Origin of the sequence: Echinimonas agarilytica (genome assembly GCF_023703465.1) — a bacterium.
Classification (GTDB): domain Bacteria; phylum Pseudomonadota; class Gammaproteobacteria; order Enterobacterales; family Neiellaceae; genus Echinimonas; species Echinimonas agarilytica.
This window is the reverse complement of the sequence record NZ_JAMQGP010000001.1, coordinates 212,568-236,960: the sequence shown is the minus strand read 5'-3', so window position 1 is coordinate 236,960 and position 24,393 is coordinate 212,568. Positions and strand designations below refer to the sequence as shown.

The 24,393-nt window shown below is 45.5% G+C and carries 19 protein-coding genes and 4 tRNA genes; 9 read left to right on the top strand and 14 right to left on the bottom strand.

What is annotated here, in order from left to right; genetic code table 11:
- Together NAF29_RS00950 and ubiE are read right to left on the bottom strand one after the other, a co-directional pair.
- On the bottom strand, positions 1-630 hold the full coding sequence (locus tag NAF29_RS00950) for a ubiquinone biosynthesis accessory factor UbiJ (protein WP_251259560.1): 630 nt from the start codon (positions 628-630) through the stop codon (positions 1-3).
- A complete protein-coding gene (ubiE, locus tag NAF29_RS00945; RefSeq protein WP_251259559.1) occupies positions 630-1,385 on the bottom strand; it encodes a bifunctional demethylmenaquinone methyltransferase/2-methoxy-6-polyprenyl-1,4-benzoquinol methylase UbiE in 756 nt (251 codons plus the stop codon). Before ubiE ends, NAF29_RS00950 begins: the two co-directional genes overlap by 1 nt.
- A 345-nt stretch (positions 1,386-1,730) precedes the next feature.
- Between ubiE and NAF29_RS00940 the strand changes: the two genes are divergently transcribed.
- Together NAF29_RS00940 and NAF29_RS00935 are read left to right on the top strand one after the other, a co-directional pair.
- Positions 1,731-2,009, top strand: coding sequence for a DUF1244 domain-containing protein (locus tag NAF29_RS00940; protein WP_251259557.1), 279 nt, complete (start codon positions 1,731-1,733; stop codon positions 2,007-2,009).
- 429 nt (positions 2,010-2,438) lie between these two features.
- Positions 2,439-2,771, top strand: a complete 333-nt coding sequence (locus NAF29_RS00935) for a hypothetical protein (RefSeq protein ID WP_251259556.1) — start codon at positions 2,439-2,441, stop codon at positions 2,769-2,771.
- Between the two features lie 68 nt (positions 2,772-2,839).
- Here NAF29_RS00935 and NAF29_RS00930 read toward each other — a convergent pair whose 3' ends face one another.
- Positions 2,840-3,505 (bottom strand): TIGR01621 family pseudouridine synthase, encoded by a 666-nt coding sequence (locus NAF29_RS00930; protein ID WP_251259555.1) that lies wholly within the window; start codon positions 3,503-3,505, stop codon positions 2,840-2,842.
- A gap of 162 nt (positions 3,506-3,667) precedes the next feature.
- On the opposite strand from NAF29_RS00930, the gene bshA reads away from it, so the two are divergent.
- Genes bshA through NAF29_RS00915 form a run of 3 tightly spaced genes read left to right on the top strand, consistent with a single transcriptional unit; the run spans position 3,668 to position 7,614 of the window.
- Positions 3,668-4,882, top strand: coding sequence for an N-acetyl-alpha-D-glucosaminyl L-malate synthase BshA (gene bshA / locus NAF29_RS00925; protein WP_251259554.1), 1,215 nt, complete (start codon positions 3,668-3,670; stop codon positions 4,880-4,882).
- Between the two features lie 14 nt (positions 4,883-4,896).
- Positions 4,897-7,080 (top strand): cation:dicarboxylate symporter family transporter, encoded by a 2,184-nt coding sequence (locus NAF29_RS00920; RefSeq protein WP_251259553.1) that lies wholly within the window; start codon positions 4,897-4,899, stop codon positions 7,078-7,080.
- A gap of 54 nt (positions 7,081-7,134) precedes the next feature.
- A complete protein-coding gene (locus tag NAF29_RS00915; RefSeq protein WP_251259552.1) occupies positions 7,135-7,614 on the top strand; it encodes a DUF2780 domain-containing protein in 480 nt (159 codons plus the stop codon).
- Positions 7,615-7,626: 12 nt separating this feature from the next.
- Here NAF29_RS00915 and NAF29_RS00910 read toward each other — a convergent pair whose 3' ends face one another.
- Positions 7,627-7,917, bottom strand: coding sequence for a hypothetical protein (locus tag NAF29_RS00910; RefSeq protein ID WP_251259550.1), 291 nt, complete (start codon positions 7,915-7,917; stop codon positions 7,627-7,629).
- A gap of 383 nt (positions 7,918-8,300) precedes the next feature.
- Here NAF29_RS00910 and NAF29_RS00905 point away from each other — a divergent pair, with 383 nt between their 5' ends.
- The gene (locus tag NAF29_RS00905; RefSeq protein ID WP_251259549.1) at positions 8,301-9,980 is read left to right on the top strand and encodes a ribulokinase; all 1,680 of its coding nucleotides are present in this window, start codon (positions 8,301-8,303) and stop codon (positions 9,978-9,980) included.
- A 148-nt stretch (positions 9,981-10,128) separates the two neighbouring features.
- Here NAF29_RS00905 and NAF29_RS00900 read toward each other — a convergent pair whose 3' ends face one another.
- The 3 genes from NAF29_RS00900 to NAF29_RS00890 form a co-directional block, all read right to left on the bottom strand.
- On the bottom strand, positions 10,129-12,354 hold the full coding sequence (locus NAF29_RS00900; protein ID WP_251259548.1) for a multiheme c-type cytochrome: 2,226 nt from the start codon (positions 12,352-12,354) through the stop codon (positions 10,129-10,131).
- A gap of 315 nt (positions 12,355-12,669) precedes the next feature.
- Entirely contained in the window at positions 12,670-14,721 is a 2,052-nt protein-coding gene (locus NAF29_RS00895) for a methyl-accepting chemotaxis protein (protein ID WP_251259547.1), read from the bottom strand.
- Between the two features lie 1,484 nt (positions 14,722-16,205).
- Positions 16,206-17,249, bottom strand: a complete 1,044-nt coding sequence (locus NAF29_RS00890; protein WP_251259546.1) for an aldose epimerase family protein — start codon at positions 17,247-17,249, stop codon at positions 16,206-16,208.
- Positions 17,250-17,734: 485 nt separating this feature from the next.
- On the opposite strand from NAF29_RS00890, the gene NAF29_RS00885 reads away from it, so the two are divergent.
- Together NAF29_RS00885 and araA are read left to right on the top strand one after the other, a co-directional pair.
- Positions 17,735-18,442 (top strand): L-ribulose-5-phosphate 4-epimerase, encoded by a 708-nt coding sequence (locus NAF29_RS00885; protein ID WP_251259545.1) that lies wholly within the window; start codon positions 17,735-17,737, stop codon positions 18,440-18,442.
- A gap of 12 nt (positions 18,443-18,454) precedes the next feature.
- Positions 18,455-19,957, top strand: coding sequence for an L-arabinose isomerase (araA, locus tag NAF29_RS00880; RefSeq protein ID WP_251259544.1), 1,503 nt, complete (start codon positions 18,455-18,457; stop codon positions 19,955-19,957).
- A 37-nt stretch (positions 19,958-19,994) separates the two neighbouring features.
- Here the strand turns inward: araA and NAF29_RS18140 are convergent, their stop codons facing one another.
- The 7 genes from NAF29_RS18140 to NAF29_RS00845 form a co-directional block, all read right to left on the bottom strand.
- Positions 19,995-20,444 (bottom strand): prepilin-type N-terminal cleavage/methylation domain-containing protein, encoded by a 450-nt coding sequence (locus NAF29_RS18140; RefSeq protein ID WP_285817529.1) that lies wholly within the window; start codon positions 20,442-20,444, stop codon positions 19,995-19,997.
- A gap of 127 nt (positions 20,445-20,571) precedes the next feature.
- A complete protein-coding gene (locus tag NAF29_RS00870; RefSeq protein WP_251259543.1) occupies positions 20,572-21,165 on the bottom strand; it encodes an HAD family hydrolase in 594 nt (197 codons plus the stop codon).
- Between the two features lie 75 nt (positions 21,166-21,240).
- The gene (araC, locus tag NAF29_RS00865; RefSeq protein ID WP_251259542.1) at positions 21,241-22,137 is read right to left on the bottom strand and encodes an arabinose operon transcriptional regulator AraC; all 897 of its coding nucleotides are present in this window, start codon (positions 22,135-22,137) and stop codon (positions 21,241-21,243) included.
- Positions 22,138-22,680: 543 nt separating this feature from the next.
- Positions 22,681-22,757: transfer RNA gene (locus NAF29_RS00860), tRNA-Pro, on the bottom strand.
- A gap of 108 nt (positions 22,758-22,865) precedes the next feature.
- Positions 22,866-22,942: transfer RNA gene (locus NAF29_RS00855), tRNA-Pro, on the bottom strand.
- A gap of 89 nt (positions 22,943-23,031) precedes the next feature.
- Positions 23,032-23,107 (bottom strand) — tRNA-His (locus tag NAF29_RS00850).
- 42 nt (positions 23,108-23,149) lie between these two features.
- A tRNA-Arg gene (locus NAF29_RS00845) sits at positions 23,150-23,226 on the bottom strand.
- 635 nt (positions 23,227-23,861) lie between these two features.
- On the opposite strand from NAF29_RS00845, the gene NAF29_RS00840 reads away from it, so the two are divergent.
- Positions 23,862-24,392 (top strand): polysaccharide biosynthesis/export family protein, encoded by a 531-nt coding sequence (locus NAF29_RS00840; RefSeq protein ID WP_251259541.1) that lies wholly within the window; start codon positions 23,862-23,864, stop codon positions 24,390-24,392.
- Position 24,393 lies beyond the last annotated feature (1 nt).

Sequence of the window (24,393 nt, the reverse complement as noted above, 5' to 3'; positions counted from 1 at the left end):
TCAATTTAGGCCTTTCTGTGCACTCACGCACTGCTGTAATTGAGCCACTCGTTCGGCTAAATCATCGATTCGAGCGATGGTTTGATTGATGTGCAATTTTCGTTGGCGCACTTCCGGTTCAACCGGCAAGAGTTGCGCTTCATCCTGTAACCATTCACGTAAGTCCAGTTGACCTTGTTCAGCGCGATAGTTTAACCATGATTTCAGACAGTTCAGTCCATTCATAAACGTGTATGCAGGCACATCTCCCATCCATTGAGACAACCATTCTTCGCTATCAAAGTGCGTATGGCTGAGAACTTGTGCGATTTGGCTAGCCACTTGTAGGTTACCTTCAAGCTCCAACGCTTCTGTTTTGATCAATCGAGGTATGTCATTGCCATCTTTTAAAGACGTGAGCACACCGACTTTGCCTCGAATCATGCAACTTGGGGTCATACCATCAACCGTCGTAACATGAAGTCGCTGATCGACTCTCACCACAAAACTTAGGCCCACATCCGTTAGCTCAACGAGCAAGCTTTCACCCTGAATTGGCTTCAATTGTCGCGACATTGAATGTTGGCTTTGATAGACCCCTAGGGCTCTATCAGCAGCGGACAACAAAATGGGCAACACTGCTTTGATCATTAGAATTTGTATCCACGATGCAGGGCTACAATGCCACCGGTTAAATTAAAGTACTTCACTTCATCAAACCCCACATCAGACATCATGCCGGCGAGTGTATCTTGGTCGGGGTGCATACGAATAGACTCGGCTAAGTACTGGTAGCTTTCGCTGTCATTAGCCACCAACTCTCCCATTTTAGGCAGGAGTTTGAAGGAGTAGGTATCGTAAACCGATGCCAACCAATCATACTGAGGTTTTGAAAATTCGAGTACCAATAATCGCCCACCGGGCTTCAGCACTCGATACATAGACGCCAGTGCTTTGCTTTTGTCGGTTACATTTCGCAACCCAAAACCTATGGTAATGGCATCAAAGTAATTATCTGGAAACGGCAGCGCTTCGGCATTTGCCTGCACAAACTCAACATTAGATACAACACCACGATCGCGCAGTTTGCCACGCCCCACTTGCAGCATCGATGCATTAATGTCAGCCAACACAACCTGACCGTCATCGCCCACACGCTTTGACATCAATGCGGTGATGTCACCAGTGCCGCCGGCAATATCAAGTACTCTATCGCCTGAACGAACACCGCTACACTCAAGAGTAAACCGTTTCCATGCACGGTGGACTCCCATCGACATCAGGTCATTCATCACATCGTATTTTGCGGCCACGGAATGAAAAACTTCGGCCACCATTGAAGCCTTTTCATCAGATGCGACCTGACGAAAACCAAAATGCGTGGTTGCGGATTGTTGTTCTGACATAAAAAAACTCTTCAATATAACTGCATCTGATTGTATCGGATGCGCCTCAACTCTGAAAGCCTCCGCACTGAAAGCAACACAAATGACGTCAGGCACTGCATTCCACAAAGAAACAAACCGCTCAATATGGACGTCATCCGAGTGTATTTCATGGATCGATAAAACGCGCCGATCAGTACATACCTTAGATACCTCATTTGTCAGTTAAAAGTTCAATCACATTTGCCAACTCTAACCCATAGTTTGAACGTCTTCATCGATTTGGCTAAAACAATATGGATACCGCTACGCCATCGACACCGGCATGGGTATACTCTTAGGCTTTATGATGGAGCGAGACGTAACATGGCCTCACAAACAGAACTAGAAGCAGCGGTTTTTCGCCGTCTGGTGAAACACTTACAAAACAGAACAGATGTGCAAAACATCGACATGATGAATTTAACCGGCTTTTGCAGAAACTGCCTGAGCAAATGGATGGTTGCCGAAGCCGAGTCTCAAGGCCAAGAACTAGCGCTTGATGTTGCCCGCGAGCGGGTCTATGGCATGCCATATGATGAATGGAAGGCCACTCACCAAACTGAGGCCACTGCTGAACAATTGGCCGCATTTAATAAAAAATAAAGCACTCGGCCCGATCGTCCTTTGCGCGATCGGGTGAACTTTTCGCCAAACATCACCTTTCGAACAAGCCATCGGGTCAAAACGGCTATTTCACTATTCAGCTTTGGCTGACCTTCCTCTGAACACTACCAACGGTCAAAAATTACTCTATGTTGGTACTCGGTTTGGGTTTTTAGCGTGTATTTAGAATCCGCCTAAGAACAAGATTCAAATACCGCATCGAGAGTTAAATTTTTTTACCGCTCAATGAGACCGCTACCACTTTTGCACAGCAATAGTGCACAGGCCAAAAGTCGTTTTTAAATAAACGCTTACTATCGGCTCTGTTGATATTCATTTGATATTGCATCGACGCATGCAACTTAACGATAAAAATGAACGACACAGTTCTCGATCTTTACTACAGATATTTTTGAAGGAGACACACTCATGAACATGCTTAAAGTTGTGATTGCAGGATTGAGCACGGCCCTTTTATCCGTTGCCACCGCGCACGCAAATGGCTTCGTAGAGCCTAGCTACGTCAACTACAAATTTGACTCTAACTTGGTCGAAGAATTTACAAACTATGTAGGAGAAGAAGAATACGGCGCATTCGAGCCATCGTATGTTAATTACGATTTTGACAATGCCCCTAAAAACCATTTCACTCGTTTTGAGTTGCTGTTGAAAGAAAAACCTTCGGCAACGGGAGCAACGAAGACAGAAGTTGCCTACAAAGGCGCTTATGAAGAGCCAATGTACGTGAATTACCGCGACTAATGACTCTGAAATTGAGTCTCTGGCATTCCCACCAGAGGCTCTTTTATGCCCTCCATACTTGTATCCACTTAAGATTTCGGCCAATGCATTTCCCAAGGATTACCATATTCAACGGGCACAGACTGGCGAAATTCACCCTCCTCTGAAGGCGGTAGCAAAAAGCGCTGGCGTTCCCCTTGCCAATCAAATTCCAAGCCATACGCATGCAGATACGTTCTGGCCTGAGCTTTCGCGCCATACAGCTCATCGCCTAGTATTGGACAACCGATACTTTTCAGCGCAACACGTAATTGGTGAGTTTTACCCGTGATTGGGCGAAGCAAGTACCACCGAAGACCTGCGCTGTGAGACACACTAAAAAACTGAGTTTTAGCAGGGTTTTTAACACTTCTTTCAAGCTTCCAAGCACCCCGACGCGCCTTAGCCATATCGCCAATAATGGTGCCTTGTTTCTTGCTCGGTTTTCCCGCAGCAAGCGCCAAATAGAACTTACGCACTGTTCGATGCTCAAATTGTTGCGACAAAATCGATGTTGTCTTCTTGTTTCTGCCTATCAACAACAAGCCTGATGTCACTTTGTCTAACCGATGCACCAAGGATAATTCAGGCTCTTGCATGAACTGTTTTAGAGCATTCAAAAAACCAATGCCATCTCGATCATCTTGTACTGAGCAACCTTGCGGTTTATGCATGACATACCAGTCTGGGTTAGCGTGAACGAAGATAAAGTTCATTAAGCAGTCCTTAGGTAAAAATAGATTGACGGATCTCATTATTGATAGGGTGAGTTGTCTCTGAGCCAAAAATCCATCGGCATAAAATGCAGTCACCTCAAAACAAGCTATAACTTTAACAGATAAAACGATTTTTCAGCATTTGCTCATCAGAGGTACTTAATGGAATTAACGCCCCAATCAGCGATGGATCACCAACAAACAGAGAACGCTTCTGGTCCGCACCAAAAACGCAAAATTGCGTTTGTCTGTAATCCCAAGATGGGCGGTTCGGGGATCATCGCAACGGAATTAGCAATGGCGTTGGCCGAGCGCGGTCATCACATTTGGTTGTTGGCAGAACGCCATCCCTATTCATGGCGTCAAGTGAGTGACACACTTCATTTTTTAAAGCTACATGTGAATGACTATCCCGTGTTCGAAAGCGCCCCACACACCTTGGCACTTGCCGGAGCATTGGCCAATTTGGTGGAACAAAATGGCATCGAGATTGTGCATGCACATTATGCGGTTCCCTACGCAGCTGCCGGATTGATGGCCAAGTTCATATGCAAGAAACCGTTTAAGCTGATGACCACTTTACACGGTACCGATGTAGTTAAATTAGCCGATGATCCGGCGATGCACCGAGTGATCGAAACGGTGTTAGCCGAATCAGAACGCGTGATTAGTGTCTCTGATGACTTAGCTCAGCAAACATTTGACCGCTTCGATCTGAAACAAACGCCCGCCACAATCGCCAATTTCGTGGTACCCAAAAAGATCTTTCAGGGCAATAGAGCAGACGCCCGCAAGGAACTAGGGCTGGATGTTGATGAAACGTATTTAGTACATGCCTCTAACTTTAGAGAAATCAAACGCATACCAGACATTGTTCGCTGCTTTGCATTGGTCAGAAAACAGATGAAATGTAAGATGATCTTTCTTGGCGAAGGCCCAGAGGTTGAGCCAAGCAAAGCGCTTGCTCGGTCATTGGGGGTATTCGACGACATCACCTGGGTGGGACAAGATCCGTTAATTTCACGTTGGTTTTCTGCGGCCAATGTCAATTTACAGCTCTCCGAATATGAAAGCTTTGGACTCACCTTAATCGAATCTATGATTCAAGGCACACCAAGCGTGGTGACCAATATCGGCGGCATGCCAGAGGTGGTTAAGGACGTTGGCAAAATAGTTGAAGTTGGTGACTACGAAGCCGCTGCAAACGCCGCTTTAGAACTGCTAAATGATGAAGAAAGTGAACACATTAAAAAGTTATGCCTTGAAGTAGCCAGCTCACGTTATTCTTCAGAAGCTGTCTGTATTGCCTATGAAAAAGTCTACGACCAAGCTCTCTGTACGAAGTGCAAATCAGAAGAAGTAGCTGCAAGTATTTAAAGCGAAGGAATGTTATGAGTAGTGAGAAATCGACCAAAGGGCTATCCCTTGCCTCTGTGATGATTTTATCGATGGTGCTGGGCATTGGGACCGGCATATTCTTTGGTGAAATGGTCGGCTGGATGGGCATTATCGGTAACGCCGTCATTATGCTCATGCAAATGACGATTTATCCTTACATCTTAGTCAGCTTAATTAGTAGCATTGGTAACCTTGATCCGACCGAGGCCAAGCGTTTATTTATCAAAGCTGGCAGTATCATGGCTGCTATTTGGGTCATCGGCCTGATCGTGGTTTTACTGACGCCCATTACATTTCCAAGCATGGTTTCAGCCAGCTTCTTCAGCAGTAGCGAAGTTCAGCCGCGTGCCGAGATTAATTATCTCAAACTCTATATTCCGTCGAACCCTTTCGAATCGATGGCAAGCGGTGCTGTTCCTGCTCTAGTTCTATTCAGCATTGCTTTAGGTGTTGCGTTAATTTCAGTAAAAAATAAAGAGCGCGTCATTCATCTAGCGTCCACATGTGCCGAAGGGTTGGCCAAAATTACGCAATCGGTGGTTAAAATATTGCCTATTGGGGTATTTGCAATGTCAGCCAATGCAGCTGGCACAATGGGCATTGATGAACTCGAAAGTTTGCAAGTCTTTATGATCAGCTATTTTGTACTGTGCATGCTATTGGCTTTTGTGATTTTGCCCGTGCTCATTACAAGCTTTACCCCATTTAGCTATCGCGATGTGATGACGGTATCGTGGGGCGCTCTGGCGACCGCATTTTCCACCGGTAATATCTTCATATGTTTACCGGTGATCATGGAAGAAAGTAAGCGGCTATTAAAAAAATACGGCAAAGATAACGACGAAGCCATGAGCTTGGTCGATGTTGTGTTGCCAATCGTGTTTACTTTCCCCAACTTGGGCAAGCTCACGATTATTTTGTTTATCTTTTTTGCCGGTTGGTTTATTGGCAAACCGGTTGATTTAATGAGTTATCCACTCGTTGGCATCAGCGGCCTTTTAAGCTTATTTGGGAGTGTATACGTTGCAGTGCCTTTCCTATTGGAAAGCGTTTTTTTACCTTCGGATTTAAATCAATTATTTGTTGTTTCGTCATTTATTACGGGCCGGTTCAATTCATTGGTTGCGGTGATGAATCTCATGGCGGTAACTATGCTGTCGGCCATTGTTGTGGTCTACGGTGTGGGTAAGCCCAAACTCGGCTTTATTCGATTTTTGGTGATTTCGTGTATCTCCACCGTACTTATATTTGGCGGTACCCGAGTCATGTTAGAGCACTTAATTGGTGACGACCAAAACACATCGAGCTTGATTGCCGATATGAAGATCGACAGCAGTATCATTTCTCAAGGTCAAGAAACTGGCGGCTGGGAGCGAAAAAGTAATCCCAATGTGGCAGATTTAGACAGCATCGCTAAAGCCAGAGTTTTACGCGTTGGATATCAGCGGGGCAACGTTCCATTTTCATACCACAATAGCAATAACGAACTGGTGGGGTTTGATATCTCTTTGGCCTATCGATTAGCCTCTGATCTGGGCGTTGACGTTGAATTCGTTCCCTACATGTACCAGCACCTAGCCGATGATCTCGAACGTGGCTATTTCGATATTGCTATGTCGGGTATTGAAATTGATGCAGAACTGATGAAGCAAGTATCCTTTACCAACAAGGTGCTCGACTTAAACCTAGCACTGATCGTACCCGATCATCAGGTGAAGCATTATTCATCCATCAAAACAGTGCGCCAATCTGAACTTAACCTCGCTGTAGTCCAACACGCCGCTCTCGTAAAACGTGCGGAAAAACGTTTGCCGCAGATCGACTTCTCTCCAATTGTTCACTACGAGAGCTACTTCAATCCCGAACAGCCCCATTCCTACGATGGCCTCCTGACCAGTGCAGAAGCAGGATACGCTTGGAGTTTGTTTTATCCTGATTTTGGTGTTGCTCTACTTAAAGATGATGTCAGTGGGCGATTACTGTCTTTTCCAACCGCATTTGCGGTTGCGAGACGCAATACAGATCTTTTAAATTACACCAACAATTGGTTAGATTTGATGAAGTCATATCATTTTGTAGACCGTCAATACGACTATTGGATCCAAGGATACGGTGCGGTTCAAAAAGAATCTCGCTGGTCAGTTATCAAGGATGTACTAGGCTGGGTAAACGGATAATTAAGACGATAGGCTCATACTTATCAAAGCGAGTCTCATTTAAAGGAACAGAATATGAAAAAGATGATGGCGATGCGTCATTGGGTAATGGGTTTAGTATTGGCAGTAAGCAGCTTTGGGTTTGCACCTGCGCAAGCGCAGGAAGCTTCTCTGGTTGAATCACTAACCAGCCAACTCGACATTACGCCTGAGCAAGCAACAGGTGCACTCGGCAGCTTGTTTGGTCTAGCACAGGGCAACATGGAAGCCGCTGACTTTGGGCAGCTTGCTTCAATTGTTCCGGGTATTACCGACATGATTGACAGTGCTCCGGACGCCAAACCTTCAGCAGCTGGAAGCTTGCTCGGCGGGCTAGGAGGAAGCTTGGGTGAATCTGCAGGCAACCTTGATCTGCTCAATTCATCATTTTCGGCATTGGGTCTAGACCCTGAAATAGCAGGACCTTTAGTCAATACTGTGTATGAGTATGTGCAAACTGAAGGCGGCCAAGCTTTACTCACATCACTTAAAAATGCAGTAGGTTTGCCTTTTTAAACCCACCTTGAGTCAGCCGGCAATTGTCACTTCAGGGTGCTTTTGCCGGTAACTATCAATGTACCTTTTCAATTGATAGCGTTGCCAAGCACACCCTGAAAATGCCACAACAACAAGCATGTCTAATGTAATCCACGTCCAAGACACGTAACCGGCACTCCAGTTATACGCGGTAATACTGAACAACACAGCAAACACCGTTCCCCAAAGCGTAATAAAGATTTTTAACCCTTTTACATGCTGCTTCTCAATGCATGAAAAACCGAACTGTTCAACATACCGAACAAAACTTTTGGCCTTCATTGCTAGTCCCAAAATATCCAAGTTACACCTCTTTAGGATACTTCCGAGTGATGACTCAATTTTTGTCCACCATCAACAAACAGCACGTTTAACTGATAAGTTCATCAGGACCGGCTGCATCCACTAATCAGCTAAAAGCTCCATAAACACCTCTATTCATATTGCGTCTTCAAAAACCGACTCGGTAAACAACCTCGCCTATTACTCCCATCAATAAAGGGGTTGGTATTTAACATCTGCTAAATACGACATAGCGCAAGCATTGCAATCAGTAGCGTAATGTTACATTCATTTAGCACTCTGGTGTCTGGCATAAATGCTTCATAAAAACTCTAATGACGTCATCAATAATTTCGTTTGATTCTGATCCCTATGGAGTCGTCATGGATACTCGCTATGTTATCGGTCTGGACTTTGGTTCTGACTCTGTTCGAGCCCTCATTGTAAATTCTCGCACTGGTGGAGAAGTTGCAGAAGGCGTGGTGTATTACCCACGCTGGAAAGAAGGTAAGTATTCGGTCTTTGCCGAATCTCAATTCCGTCATCACCCTCTCGATTACATTGAGGCCATGACACAAGCCGTTCAAGAAGCCCTCAATCAAGCCCCTGAAGGCGTTGCTAAGCAAGTTGTGGGGATTGGTGTTGATACTACTGGTTCTACTCCTGCACCGGTCGATGAACAAGGGCAAGTGCTAGCTCTGAAGCCTGAATTTGCAGAAAACCCCAATGCGATGTTCGTGTTGTGGAAAGATCATACGTCGGTCAGCAAAGCTGACTTAATCAACGAACTCGCGCACAGTGGTCAATTCACCGATTATACCAAGTTCATTGGCGGCATCTATTCTTCTGAATGGTTCTGGGCCAAGGCCGCCTGGGTCAGCGAACAAGATCCACAAGTTGCAGAAGCCGCTTACAGCTGGGTTGAGCTGTGTGATTGGGTTCCTGCATTGCTTGCTGGCAACGAAGCTCCCGCCCAAATGCGCCGTGGTATTTGCGCAGCAGGGCATAAAGCCATGTGGCACGACAGCTGGAATGGTTTACCGGATCAAGCGTTTTTATCAGCCATTTCACCAACACTCGACGGCATTCGCGAGCGTATGTTCGATCAGGTTTATGCCTCCGATGAAAAAGCGGGTGAGCTTAGCCAAGAGTGGGCCGATAAATTAGGTCTGCCGGCCGGTATTGCAATTGCAATTGGCGAGTTTGATTGTCACATGGGTGCTGTGGGCGCCGGTGCGGGCTCTTACGATCTGGTTAAAGTAATTGGCACATCGACCTGCGACATTCTTATGGCGCCAACAGATGTGATTGGCGAGCGCCAAATCGATGGCATTTGCGGCCAAGTATTGGGCAGCTCAATGCCTGGTTTAGTTGCTTTGGAAGCGGGTCAATCAGCCTTTGGTGATTTATACGCTTGGTATCGCCGTTTACTGATGTGGCCTATCGAGCAACTGGCAAAAGACGATGCTCAATACACCGCTCTTGCCGCTGAATTAGACGACAAAATCTTATTCATGTTGACTCAAGCAGCCGAGCAGTATCAACCTGAATTAACAGGGCCAATTGCGTTAGATTGGCACAATGGTCGTCGCACACCGTATGCCAACCAACGTTTAACCGGCGAACTCAGTGCGCTGAACTTAGGCACAGATGCTCCGACTATTTTCCATAGCTTGGTGGAAGCTACAGCCCACGGAGCAAAAGCCATTATGGACTGTATGACTAGCCAAGATGTTCAAGTGGACCGTGTACTTGCTTTGGGCGGTATCGCCAAGAAATCGCGCTTAGTCATGCAACTATGTGCCGATGTAATGGGCCGCTCAATTGATGTGGTTGAATCTGAGCAATGTTGCGCGCTTGGCGCTGCCATCTTTGCAGCGGTTGCTGCAGGTGAATACGCTTCAACTGCCGATGCGCAAGCTGTGATGGCAAGCCCAATCGCTAGCCGTTTTGAGCCTGACGCTGAACGTCACGACTTCTATCAAAAGCGTTACGAACTTTACCGCCAGTTAGGTGGTTACACTGAAGAGTTAACCGAAACTCGCACTCAATTGAATTCATAACTGTGATGACCCGCGAGCTGTTCCCCCGCAGCTCGCACTCCCTTTCTACCCTCTGGCAGAAACTTTGTCTGATTGGACATCGCAACGTTGAACAACTAAGTACTAGCCTATTTCAACGTTGCGTTTTTTTACGCCACTAATTCAGCCATTAATTCATGTATTGCTGACGCCACTGCTCCACCTGCGGCGCATTCGGAGCCAAGCGAATCAATTGCTGAAGCGGAGCCATAATCTCTGACGTGCGGTTTTGTTGTTGCAGATAACTCACTAAAGTTGTTAGCAGCTGATATTGACCGGGCCATTCTGAGGTCGCCTCTTGCAACACATCAATCGCTTTACCTTTTTGCCCTTGATGATCAAGAGCCACCGCATAAACAAATGAGTATTGTGGAATAGCACCAACCTGCTGCGTCGCTTCAAACAAATACTTGAGCGACTCGTCGTAACGTTTTTGTCGTAACATAAAGAGTCCGAAACCATGTTGGACTGCTGCGCTATCTGGAGCCACTTTGAGTGCCGCCTCATATTGTGCTTGCTCATTTTTGGCATCGCCCTCGTTACGATAAATATCAGCGAGGTTAACCATAGCCGCAATGTAGTAAGGGTCGATACGAAGCGCATTCAAATAATGTGTTTTTGCCAGTTTCTGCTGACCAAGCTGCTGCTCCAACAGAGCCAGCGCCACATGAGATGATGGCATGTCCATGATCTGTGAAAACGTCTCTCGGTACTCTGCAATGGCTTGGTTGAGTACTGGCTTAATATGAGCAGGGGCAATTGGTTGTATGTCGGCTAACATTGCGGTTACAGAGGCTCGAACCTGAAGGTTAGGGTCTTCTAGCAAAGGTGACAAAGCTTGCCAGCGCATCTCTTGCGGAGTACCTCGATACACTTCTGCCGCCGCACGGCGAACCAGCGGATCAGAGTCAGACAAGCCTTCACTGGCCTCATTTAAAGTGCGTTCATTAGCATAGTGCGCCAACTGCTCATATAGAGTGGCTCGTACAATCCCAGGCAACTCGTCGTCTTTGATATAACGCATAAGCTCTTGTTCTGCGTTCGGGCGCATCATGCGCGCATGTGCATTCGCCAAAGGCCAATCGCTGTGCACAGTCTTGCCATTCCAAGTTTTAATTTCATCAGCAGCCCAGGTCGCATCCTTATCTTCATGGCAGGACTGGCACACGCTCGGAGAGCCAATCGCATCAGCAAGTAATGGGCGCGGCACTTTAAAACTATGATCGCGACGGTCATCCACCACCATATAAGTATTTTCTGGCATGTGGCACGTGACACATTGCGCCGCTTCTGAGTCAGGCTCATGGCCGTGGTGCTCTTTCACATCAAATTCAGATGGCATATGACACTGACTACACAAGCCATTGGTTTGGCTTCTCACTTTGCCAGTATGTACGTTGTGGCAATTGCTACAGGTCACACCTTTTTCATGCATTTTACTTTGCAAAAATGAACCCACGACGAACACTTCATCTAAGATTTGACCGTCGGCATAATACAAATTGTCGGACAGATTACTGATGCGAAATTGTTCGTGATATGACTGTGCAGCACTACTTTGCAGCGGCCCCATGGATGTGCGCCGAGAGTGACAGGAACCGCACATACTAATATGCTGTTCGTTCACTTCGCCTGTGGCAACTGCTGTTCGGCTTCCTGCTTCGTACGTCCAATTCAGGGGTTTGGCGAGATCAAAATCAAAGCCCATTTGTTGTGCTGAAATAGCATCTTTATTGGCTAGTGTTACGTGCTTACTGGCTGGGCCATGGCATGTTTCACATGCCACATTTACTTCAGACCAAGTCGTTTGGTAACTATTGGTTGCAACATCGTAGTTTTTTTCATAATTGGTTGTGTGGCATTCGGCACATCGGCTATTTAGATTTTGATAAGCGCCTTGCCAAAAGAAAGGGTGTTCAATGGTAATTTTTTCGTTGGGTTGCAGGTGAATCCAACGTTGACCACCTTCTTGTTTGGATCGGCTGTCCCACGCAACATTGTGCGCTTGCAAGTGTCCATCACCGATATCAATCACATATTGCTGCAATGGAAAATGACCAAATACGTACGCCACCTTAAAGGCCTCGACCTTGCCACTGCGAGTCACGGTATCAACCCAGAACTCATCGCCTTTTTGATATGGCTTAAAGGTTAGCTCGTGAAAAGTCGTCTCTATACTATCAAATCGTCCCAGCACACTTTGCGCTGTTGCAGGCAACATCGACTTGGCATGGTCAGACGCCTGCCACTGCTCATGCTCTTGTTCATGGCAGCTAACACACTGTCCTGAGCCTACAAAATCAGCAGAGTACGCAACATAAGGGAGGCACATTAGCAGTGCGATAAAAAACTTCATTGATAAGTCCTACAGGAAGCTTAGGTGACCAAAGGTGTTCGACAAACATTCAGCAAGGTGCTATTCACCCATCGAATGTCGATGCCTTCACCCCATTTAGCGCCTAGGCTACATTAAAAGCAGCATCAGTGTGAAAAGAACATCATACCAATTTGAACATTTCACATTATAAATAGTGTGGTCACTTTAGAGTATGGGTATTAGCGCTGTCATGTCGCAGACAGAAGCCTTTATCAAAATTGTGAAGCACAGTGGTTGGGCCATAAAAAAGGCGCCAAATGACGCCATAAACTCTGGGGAGAGAGACGGGGTTAATTAAGATGCCGAAGATGCTTCTGGTGCAATGACCTGAAAACGTGTCACGTAGTCGGTCAGTAAACGGCCATTTCCGGTTAGGGTTTCGATCGCGCTCGCACTATCTTGTGCGTGCTTAGCCATGCTCGTGGCGTCGTCTTTAATCGAGTGAACCTGCATATTAATGTCATTCGCAACGTTAGTTTGCTCTTCAGCAGCAGTGGCAATTTGAGTCGCCATTGCAGTAATGTGATCGAGTTCTTCACGCAATTTATCTGATGCCTGTTCACTGACAGTCACTACGTCAACCACTTCGGTTCCTTTGTCCTGCAATTGATGCATATTTTTTGTGGCTTGACGGGCACCTTCTTGCAACGACTCGATTTGGGCCCGAATTTGTTCGGTCGATTCTTGCGTGCGACTTGCAAGACTTCTCACTTCATCGGCCACCACCGCAAAACCTCGACCCTGCTCGCCCGCTCTGGCTGCTTCAATTGCCGCATTCAGAGCCAGTAAATTAGTTTGCTCTGCAATGCCTTGAATGACATTCAACACTGAACCAATAGAATCTGATTCGTCATTCAATGTACTGATAACATGCCCAGTTGTGCCTAGTTCGGTCACCAAAGTGTCCATAATTTCGCGACTAATGCGCGAATTATCAGCTGCATCAACCGACATTGAATGCGCTCGATTCACCGCTTCAGATGTTTCTTGAGCACTCGATGCAACCTCCTGAATTGTTGCCGTCATTTGGTGCACCGCCACCGACACAGAATCGGTTGCATTATTTTGACTTTCAGAGTTGCTAATGGAGGTGGTCATTACATCGGCCACACGAAACGCAATGTCGTTCATGTTGTCAGACTGATTACAAATGCCATTCAATGCTTGAGTAAAGCTACAGGTCAATTTGTTGTATGCCTTCGATACCTCTGCAAGCTCATCATGCCCACGCTCATCTAATTGAACTCGAATATCAAGCTGATCCGAAGCATGGATTAAGGTGGTTACTAGCTCTTTGAGCGGGCGGATAATTGAGTTAATAATCAGAGTCGAAAGCACGATCACTAGCACCATTAACGCCATCATACTCAATGCAGAAAACCACACGGCTGCCTGAGCATTGTCACTGAGCCAAACCATACGTTGATCCATTTCATCAACAATTTTCTTATCCACCTGTTGCAACGCATTAATGTATTGAGTGGACTTTTCATACCATTCCTCGGGTGAAATATCAGGCTTCACTCCATTTGATTTGATAATGGCATTTCGAATCACGTTGATTCGCTTCATATCCGGTAATTTATCGACCGTTTCATTAAAGAACTGATTCAGGTTTGGTGACGCCAACTGTCTAAAATCTCGCCCTGCGATGCGTTGCATATCTTGTGCAGAGCGAATTCGGCCATACCGAATGTAATTGATTTTTTTACCTCCACCGAGCGCTCTGAGCGTCATGCCGCGCTCAAAACTGCCCTGCTCGCGAATGCTCAGGAGTGTGTAATATGCAAAGGCATGTTGCGACAGCTTGTCATCAATGCGCGTTGCCATTGCAGTAATTTCATGGATAGAACGCAACACCTCGCGCGATACATACGCAAAATATCCACTGCTATAGGTACCATTCGGTAAACGTTCATTTTTTTGATCGGTGGCAGCTCTAATCTGATCGAGTTGAGCAAATTTATCTTGTAGTGACTGATATGCCGACTTCACCTTGCCATGCCGAAGCAATTCACCTTGATGACGTTCGGTGTAGTCCACCAGCTCGCGAAACGAGCGGTCGACTTGGCTGCGAGGCGCGCTGAGCTTGGCTTTATATTGGCTTACGTTGCCGTCACCCGCTGTATACGCAAGCGTGACATCTTGTTCGTCTTGCCACACGGCCAACAATGATGATGCTCGTTTTAAGAAACCCATCATGACAGTCATTTCTTTAATTTGAGCTTCGGTCTGACTTGCCTGTTGATAACGCTCAAACGACAACCAGCAAATAGCTAGTGAAGGAATTATAACTAATACAATGACACGGGTACTGATCCGCATTTGAGATAGGAAGTTTAACATCGTGCCTCGCACTTTAGGTTGAGTAAACTTCGCGGCCCGCCTAGGTTATGGTGAAATTGGCACTCCATGCTTATTACCGCGACTAGTCTTATTTGCTAACCGACTCATCGATCTTCAATGATTTAGCTTTGTTGTAAGCGATTACAACCTAATACGCCTAGTGCAGACATAAACAATGTCGCCAATAGCATGGAATTTTGTGCTGAGAGACAAACAAGGCTACCCAGGCATCAATTTTTCGACATAAGACTTTTCTCAAGAAAAGGTTAAGCTTATGAAGTGCAAAACATGGGGATTGGAGATGGGTTTGAGCTGGAATTGCCGTGGCCTACACCCCGTCACATACACAAAAAAGCCAGAGTGCTAAGCTCTGGCTTTTTAGACTACTTTAATACTAATTACTTCGATTATTTACACTTGCCACAATGATATGTGGCTGAGATTGACTGGTTAATTGCTGCGCACTTGCCTCAGTCTTTGAACTAACATCGAATCCCTGACGAACTTCCTGATCTCCTAGGCCTTTCATGCCTGTTAACGAGAGAACAGCTATCCAAAGTGTCAAGCCAACAGCAACAACTCGGGTCGTTTTCTCAAGGATAGACATAATGCCTCCTCACCGTAATGTTGATGCTTGATTGTCATTCAGCTTCTCCGGCTGATGACAATACCTTACATTTATTTAACCCCTGATACAGAGACTTGGATCAAATCGTGAAATTGCCACTCGTTAAAAAACAAACAAACCAAAAAAATAATCTTTTTAAATCAACACCTTGCAACTGACTTGAAATTATATTTCAGCCTATTCTTACTCTAAATTGGACTATATTTTCTCATATAAGTTCAAATTCATTTATGCGTACAAAGTTTCCCAACACCCTGTTCCAGTTAGCTTTTTAACAACAACCGCCATTAACAATTCATTAACTTAATTGGTGCCATTCCACCCAGCTAAACAGAGCGAACGTGACCCACCTCAAAATATTCATAACCCAAGCACTCTTAACTGCTAAATCTATGGAGCAATCCGCTGCCCCCTTTCATTTTCAAAAAATACCCCTTGCGCGCAGCCCTTGTTTGAAATGGAAATGGGCAGCTTGAAAGATCTGCCGATAATGAAAAAGCATAAAATAGGCGCAATAAACTGGACTTGGCTGCCGGAAAACCTCAAACCACTGACCATTGGAAAAATCGACTGGATAGTCACTGTGAACTCATGAACCTCATTCAAAAGCTGCAAAATAATGAAGTCTTCAGCCGAGAGAGTCGACTCCAAAACCAGCGATTTGATTTCACGACGTCTTTGGAATGGGCTTCAGCCCTTTTGATGTGAAAGAAGTTGAAACGCTCCAATACTGAACGGGCAAAATTAACGATCAGACACGTTGCGACCAGTACCAACCCAAACATGAATGAATCGTAAAAAAATACAGAGCGTTCGTGATGTGCTTTTTTGGTTTTTTAATCAACTCAATCACGGTTTAGTCGTTCGAAAACTTCAATGTTATAGAAGTTGTATACAGGGTGCCCGGTCGCAATATGCACTCTTCAGCACTATCTGTATTGATTTGATTCGGAAAAAATTGAGGCTCCAAACACAAACCTGCATATTTACGCAGAGATTGGCCTTTTTGACCTGTTTCACCATACAGTTGATTACCCGTGTAAAACTGAAGTCCGGGAGTACTCGTAAACATCTCCACTTTACGGCCGCTCTCTGGGCTATAAATAGTCGCAGATGGTTTCTCTTTTGATTCTTGAACCAAGCAAAAATTATGATCAAAGCCGCCGCACAAAAAGAGCTGAGGTTCATAACACATAATTTGAGATCGCACGGATTTTTGAGAGGTGAAATCAAATGCGGTATCTGCCACAGGCACCATAAGACGAGGAATAAACTTGTCATTGACGGATAAGTAGTGATCTGCGGCGATGCTCACTTCATGATCCAAAATGCTGGCTTGTTCGTCAGCCAAATTAAAATAACTATGGTTTGTTAAGCACACCGGCGTTGCTTTGTTGGTTGTCGCTTCATACACAATTTGAAGCTGATCATCGTCCGTCAATTCAAAATTTGCACGGACTTTGAGATCGCCCGGAAAACCGCATTCTCCGTCTGGTGAAACAATTTCAAAACTCACTGTACTTGAGCTTTGAGACACCAGATCCCATTGCTTGCAGTGCAGGCCAGGAAGGCCACCATGCAAGCAATGCTCGCCATCATTTCGGGTGATCTGATAGCGCACTCCATCCACTTCAAACTCACCGTTATCAATACGGTTAGCAACACGACCAATACTTGCGCCTAAGTATTGTTGGCTTTCCAAGTATTCTTGAGGTGTGTCGTACCCCAACACAATGTTTGATAGTCGCTGATGGCGATTGCGGGTATATAAACTGACAATGGTTGCTCCTAAGTCACTGACTAAAACACAAGTGCCTTGGGTATTTGTTAATTCATAAATCGAGTAACCAGATTCAGCCCATTGCGCGTTGTCGATTTTGGGTAGAGTAGCTGTGTCCATATTTAATTCATGTTACCGACCACCGCATATGCCATCGCCAGTATTCTCTCCTTTATAAACTTTAATATCGCGAATGAACGCGATTACATCTAACCTTTCATTAAAAACGAACACGCTGACATGCACTAACAAAATACCGCTGAGTACATGTATATTTTTGCCGCCTCATCAATAAAGTGAATCTGAACACATGGTTGGCCATTCCTTTCATCAATATTTAGGGACATTTAAACAACAATAGTAACCGGATTTTCACTGGATCAGATTTTCGTAAGAACATCAGAAACTTTAGTTTTTCTATAAAAAATGCAGCTTCAGAAGAATTCTCGGTTACCACACAGTATTTCTAGCCCAGCCAGATCGTTTATATAATCAGCCATGCCCTATCTAACCAGTTTTTAGCACTCATTTTATTCTGCTGTCATCAGTAATTGACTGTGATCAGTCGTTGTCTTTGCCACACACCGATACGGCAGAGCAGAGCTATGGAAAACACGATGTTAGACGCATTAAGAGAAGAGGTTCTGGCAGCCAATTTAGATTTGCCAAAATATGGGCTTGTCACATTTACATGGGGCAATGTAAGCGCCATTAACGACGCTCGCGACCTTGTGGTCATAAAACCAAGTGGTGTGGCGTACGAAAATATGTCGGCCTCAGATATGGTCATTGTCGACTTGAAAGGCAATGTTGTCGAAGGGACACTTCGCCCCTCTTCAGACACTGCAACACATCTGGCACTTTATCGTCAATATGATGACGTAGGCGGCGTGGTACATACGCATTCATCCAATGCAACGTCGTGGGCCCAATCGCAACGTTCAATTCCGGTGTTGGGCACTACTCACGCCGATTATTTCAACGGCACAATTCCTTGCTCTCGCTTATTAACTCCAGAAGAAGTCGAGCAAGGCTACGAAGAGCTGACTGGCAGCCTCATCATTGAAACACTTGGCGATACTCCGCCCTTAACCATGCCGGGCATTTTAATTTCCAATCACGGGCCATTCGCTTGGGGTAAAGACGCTCACGGTGCAGTTCACAATGCAGTCGTGTTGGAAGAGATAGCGCGTATGGCATTGGCCACTGCGCAACTCAATCCCGGACTGGCTCAACTCCCAGATTACATTCTTAACAAACACTACTCACGTAAGCACGGAAAAAATGCTTACTACGGTCAGAACAAAGCATAAGGCGACATATCGATGACAGTATCAACTCAACAACAAGTTTGGTTTGTCACAGGTTCTCAACACCTGTACGGCCCAAAAGTGCTTCAGCAAGTGGCAGACGACAGCGCCCAAATCGTAGACGGCTTTAATCAATCAAAAAACATTTGTGTTGAAATCGTACACAAACCGACTGTAAAAACGCCTGAAGAAATTCATGCCATATGCCAACAAGCCAATAGCGACAAAAACTGTATTGGTCTTGTGCTTTGGATGCATACTTTTTCTCCGGCAAAAATGTGGATTGCAGGTCTTGGCGAATTAAAAAAACCTTGGATGCACTTACACACCCAATTCCATGCTGAATTGCCATGGAAAGAGATCGACATGAACTACATGAACACTCACCAAAGTGCTCATGGCTGTCGTGAATTTGGCTTTATCGGTGCACGCATGCGAATTGAACGCAAAGTGGTTGCCGGTCACTGGAAAGATGCAAATGTTCAACAACAAATTGACGGTTGGTGCCGTGCTGCAAAGGGTTGGAATGAAAGCCAAACCCTTAAAGTTGCACGCTTTGGCGACAACATGCGCCAAGTTGCAGTCACCGAAGGAAACAAAGTCTCCGCACAAATCACCTTTGGTTACGAAGTGCATGGCTACGGCCTAGGCGACTTAAAATTCGTTGTTGAAGCCGTTACAGATGAACAAGTTGCAGCTCAAATTGAAGTATATAAGTCAGACTACGAGATTGCCGATTCACTCTTGGCTGACGACTACCAATTCAAAATGCTGCAAAACGAAGCACGCCTTGAACTCGGTATGGCTAAGTTCTTAGAAGATGGTGGATTCGGTGCATTTACCAACTGTTTTGAAAACCTAACTGGCCTCACTGGCTTACCTGGGCTAGCAACACAACGCTTAATGGCACGTGGTTATGGCTACGGAGGCGAAGGCGATTGGAAAACAGCTGCAATGGTTCGCATTATGAAAGTCATGTCTGAAGGACTCGATGGCGGTACATCTTTCATGGAAGATTACACCTACAATTTCGGTGCTACAGACCAAGCTTTAGGTGCTCACATGCTCGAAGTGTGCCCAAGTATTGCTGATGCCAAGCCAAAGGTTGATGTTCAGTTGCACACTATTGGCGTAAAGCGCGACATCGCTCGTTTGCTGTTCACGGGTAAAGCAGGATTTGCCATTAACGTATCGCCTGTTGATTTAGGAAACCGCTTCCGCATTATCGTTAACGAAGTCGATGCGGTCACACCTCCATCAGACTTGCCTAAACTGCCTGTTGCTCACGCTCTTTGGGAGCCGCGCCCGAATCTTTCGGTTGCTTCAGCAGCATGGATTCATGCCGGTGGCGCTCACCACACGGCATATAGTCAAGCAGTCACAACAGACATGATTTCTGATTATGCTGAAATGGCAGGTGTAGAGCTAGTCGTGATTGATGCAGAAACAGGAATTCGTAGCTTTAAGAATGAGCTGCGCCATAGTGCTGCTTACTACCATCTTTCGAACGGATTGTAAGATAACTCAGAGCCATCGATGCATTTCGATGGCTTTACTAATTGCAAGATGATGCGTCGGGTAGATTGGTATATTGTGGCGGATATATTGCCCCCGCATTGGTATAGTTAAACATGCAAGCATCTTCCGCCCCCTTTTGACGTATTTCGATTGAATTCGGGTTCACAGCCGATGGGGTAAACACCCAATCTTCATCAGTAATTTGTAGCGCAGCATTTAATGCAGTTCGCGTTGCTTCGATGTATCCATATTTAATGGGTACCCCATTAACAACACTATTTGCGAGCTTGTCTTTTCCTTCCAATATAGCCTTTGAATAAACCAAGTCATTCATGCTTACAATGGTGCCCTTCATTCCGGCAATAGTCGAAGCCCGAGCATCATTTTGTATATTGATGAAACGTGGGGCAGCCGAAACGGCCAATATTCCTAGGATAACAATAACAACCACCAGCTCAATCAATGTGAAACCGCGTTGAATCTTCATGAACTACCATGCCTTTACAACAAAATTTCCTATCGTCAACTTATATAGGGCGCCCAAACGGGCCTTAAGTTCAGTAAAACCAAGGCCCACTAAAAGGGGGGAACTTAAATATAAGCGTTGCTTATCGCTATTTGGGCCAACAAATTTGGCCGTCCACCACCATAATGCATTGCATTCCAGCGGCCTCAGCTGCTTGCCTCCCTATTTCTGTGTCTTCAAAAACTACGCAGCGCTCTGGCGCAACGCCAACCGTATTCGCAGCCTTTAAAAAAGTATCGCCGCTGGGCTTACCATTCACCACATCTGACGCTGTAACAAGCGCATCTAAACGTGACAATATGCCCACCTCTTCTAGCATTTCTTCTGCATGAGCGCGCTCTGCGCCCGTGCCGACAGCAATCTTCTTCTGGCCGTGAAATTGATTGAACACGGCGTAAGTAGGATCAATTAAAACCGGGCCGGCGCCCATCGCTTCCCACTTTTGACGCTTCGTTTCAGCCACCGCAGCAGCATCCAATTCAATCTCGTATCGCTGCCCAATCATTTCTGCCGTTTTACGGGTGGGCACTCCGCCCAATGAATGGTGCCATTCACGATCATATGGAAAACCATGGTGCTGAGCCGTTTGCTCCCATGCATCCATATGCGCGGGCATCGAGTCGATGAGAGTACCGTCCATATCAAAAATCAAGGCGTCGAATTGTTCGAGTATCGGGTTCATAAAATCCACTTCGCTGATAAAAAAGACAAAAAAAAGCCAACCTAATGGCTGGCTTCTCCGCTCGAAAAACAAATGTTAACGAGACTCTCGATATTGCGTGGGGCTTACGCCTGTGCGTCTGCGGAACACTTTCGAGAAATAAAGCTGATCATCATAGCCAACCATGCGAGCTACATTATAAATCGGCATTCCCGTTGTTTGTAGTAATTGTTTCGCTAAACTAATGCGCTGGTCTTCTCGCCAGCGCGATAAGCTCATTCCTACTTGCTCAGTAAACAAATGAGTTAAGCGAGAAACCGACAAACACACATGAGCTGCAATATCTTCAGTTTTAAGCGGCTCTTTTAAGTTTTGAGAAATATAATGACACGCTTCCAAAATACGCGGATCGAGCAAACGTTGCTCATTAGTTGGATCAAGTTCTGTGCAACGAAGCAGCAATTGCTCCAACATACTCATTGCCAACTCTTCACCGAGAGTTTTACCTGAATTGGTGGCTTCCTCGACATCTAGAAACAAACTTTCAAATCGACGGTAGTCTTTTTCATTAGATAAACTTAAGCGCCCCACAAGCTCATGCTTGTCACTCCAATCAAGCCAATCAAACCAAAATGCGCGAGGGCGGAAGTAGATCCAACGGTGATGCCAGCGGCTCGCGTTTGGCGCTCTTTGGTAATAATGAATAGCTTCAGGCGGAAACATCAACAAATCGCCTTGTTTCACACGAAAGGACTTGTCGCCGGAAAAGATTTCTCCTTCGCCTGCCACGGTGAAGTTAATGATATAACCATTCATACCACTGGGGCGGTCAATCACGAAATCTAAATCACCATCTTGTTCAATATGCGTAATGCCTGATACCAAATGAGCATCAAAGGCATAACCCGGCAACAATGGATCAGGTTGCTCAGGCTTATGTTTACGTGTTCTCAAACGCGCTACATTCGAAAGTTGAATAATCGGATGTGCCATAACAAGTTCCTCTCTGCCCTGTTAACTTAATGTTGCTACACAGTTTAAAAGTACATGTCTCGATCAAAAACGAACTGGATCACACACCCACACGACAGCCTAATATTACATATATCTAGCAATAAAAAACCCAAACAATTGTCAATTCGTCAGTTTTTCATCAGCTTTTACATGTAATCATCGGCTACAAACACTCAAAATCTATCGCAGTCAGGTCACCATTAACCCTAGGATTGACAGGCGCTAGGCAGAGGAGAGCATGGAAACATGAGGCAGATCACGATTATTGAGAGTGATTGCATTGCAGGTTAGGCGGGATATTTTTACGCGATCAAAACAACAACAGCAAAAGCCAAAAAAGACATCTCATATAGAGTTCAACTTAGCCTGATTTTGCATGCAAAAATTAGACTCTCGAATTATTTATTTTCACAACCATAGCCGAATTTGACCAAACTCAGAAAGTTGGCGATCGATAAAGTAACAAGGGCGCAAACGGGGGGTATAAAAAAACCCTGCTCAATTGAGCAGGGTTTCGAGAGGTGGTCGGTGATGAGGGATTCGAACCCCCGACCCTCTGGTCCCAAACCAGATGCGCTACCAAGCTGCGCTAATCACCGAGTTTTATGGTTCCGCTCTATGAGTGGCTGCATTGTGCTTAAAAAAGCATCAACCACTGATCTTCAAAACCAAAAGGCCCCGCTCACTTGAGCGGGGCCTCGTAATGGTGGTCGGTGATGAGGGATTCGAACCCCCGACCCTCTGGTCCCAAACCAGATGCGCTACCAAGCTGCGCTAATCACCGACATTCTAGTTCCATGCTTTCTAAGCAACTACTGATACGCGACTAGAACACGTGTTGATCAGTAGATTTTCAACCATTCTAAAAAAGAATGGGGTGGCTGATGGGGCTCGAACCCACGACCACCGGAATCACAATCCGGGGCTCTACCAACTGAGCTACAGCCACCATATTTTTGCCTTCCTCACCTGCCTGGTCACATGTCAGGCATGGCGCGCCCGAGAGGATTCGAACCTCCGACCTTTGGCTCCGGAGGCCAACGCTCTATCCAGCTGAGCTACGGGCGCTCACTGGGTGTCAGCGGAGGCGTATATTACACACGACATTGGGAGAGGTCTAGCCCTAAATGGAAAAAATTTGGATTCTTTTCCGAATAAGTTGATTTCTTCGCTGTGCATGGGCAACGATGTCGCGCCTGCTCATGCTTATTAAGTGGATTAAATCAGCGATTCAACCTTCCACCCCTTTTATTTTTGTTAACGAAAATAAAAGATGGGACCTATTGATGAATAGCTTGCATATTGCACATTATTTTGTGAATAAAAGCATTAATTGACCTATTAAACATTCAAAAACTAGCAACCTTGTCACTCACCTAAAAAGCTATATAAACACGCATAAAGATTAGCCTATAGAGATATAACCTCTTCATAAATCCATATCAAATGATAGATAACACTCTAATACGTGCCCAACAGGTCAAAAATAATAGTACGGAGTCACACATAAGGCGATCAAATGCTGATCTTTTGTTAAATTGATGTTATTTTGAGCGGGTTACACGTTGCAATGGAACAACACCCACCATAAACGCCTCATTTAGAAGGCTCAGGGGTGCAACATATATTTTTGGGAAGAAGAAGCACATTCTCTAAATCGTAGCTGAGATGTATACGACTGGATGTCGAGCGTAATTACTAAAATGATTGAACAATTTTTCACCTTGCTGGTGCTCATTGTGTTGTCATGGGCAGTCGGTGCAGCAGAGGACGAAAACTCTTATCGCCTAAATACGGGCGACACGGTCGCGATCGTAGTGTTTGGAGAAGATGACCTCCAGCTTCAAGCCACGCTTGGCCAAAAAGGCACATTTAATTATCCGTATCTCGGTACCGTTAAAGCCTCAGGCATGACCGTAGACGAACTATCAGATCACATCGCCAATGGACTGCGCGGAGACTATTTACTCAACCCCAGCGTACACGTCAGCGTTGAAGCATATCGTTCTTTTTTCATTCATGGCCAAGTCTCCGACCCCGGAGCTTATGCATATCGTCCAAATTTGACCATTGAACGTGCTGTTACATTGGCTTCAGGTTTCACTGAGCGCGCTTCTCGCAGCAACATCATTATCAAACGCTTACGAGAAGGTCGACAAATTGAAATTGATGCAGAGCTCAATACAAAGGTAAAGCCTGGTGATGCAGTCTATGTAAAACAGAGTTTGTTTTAAC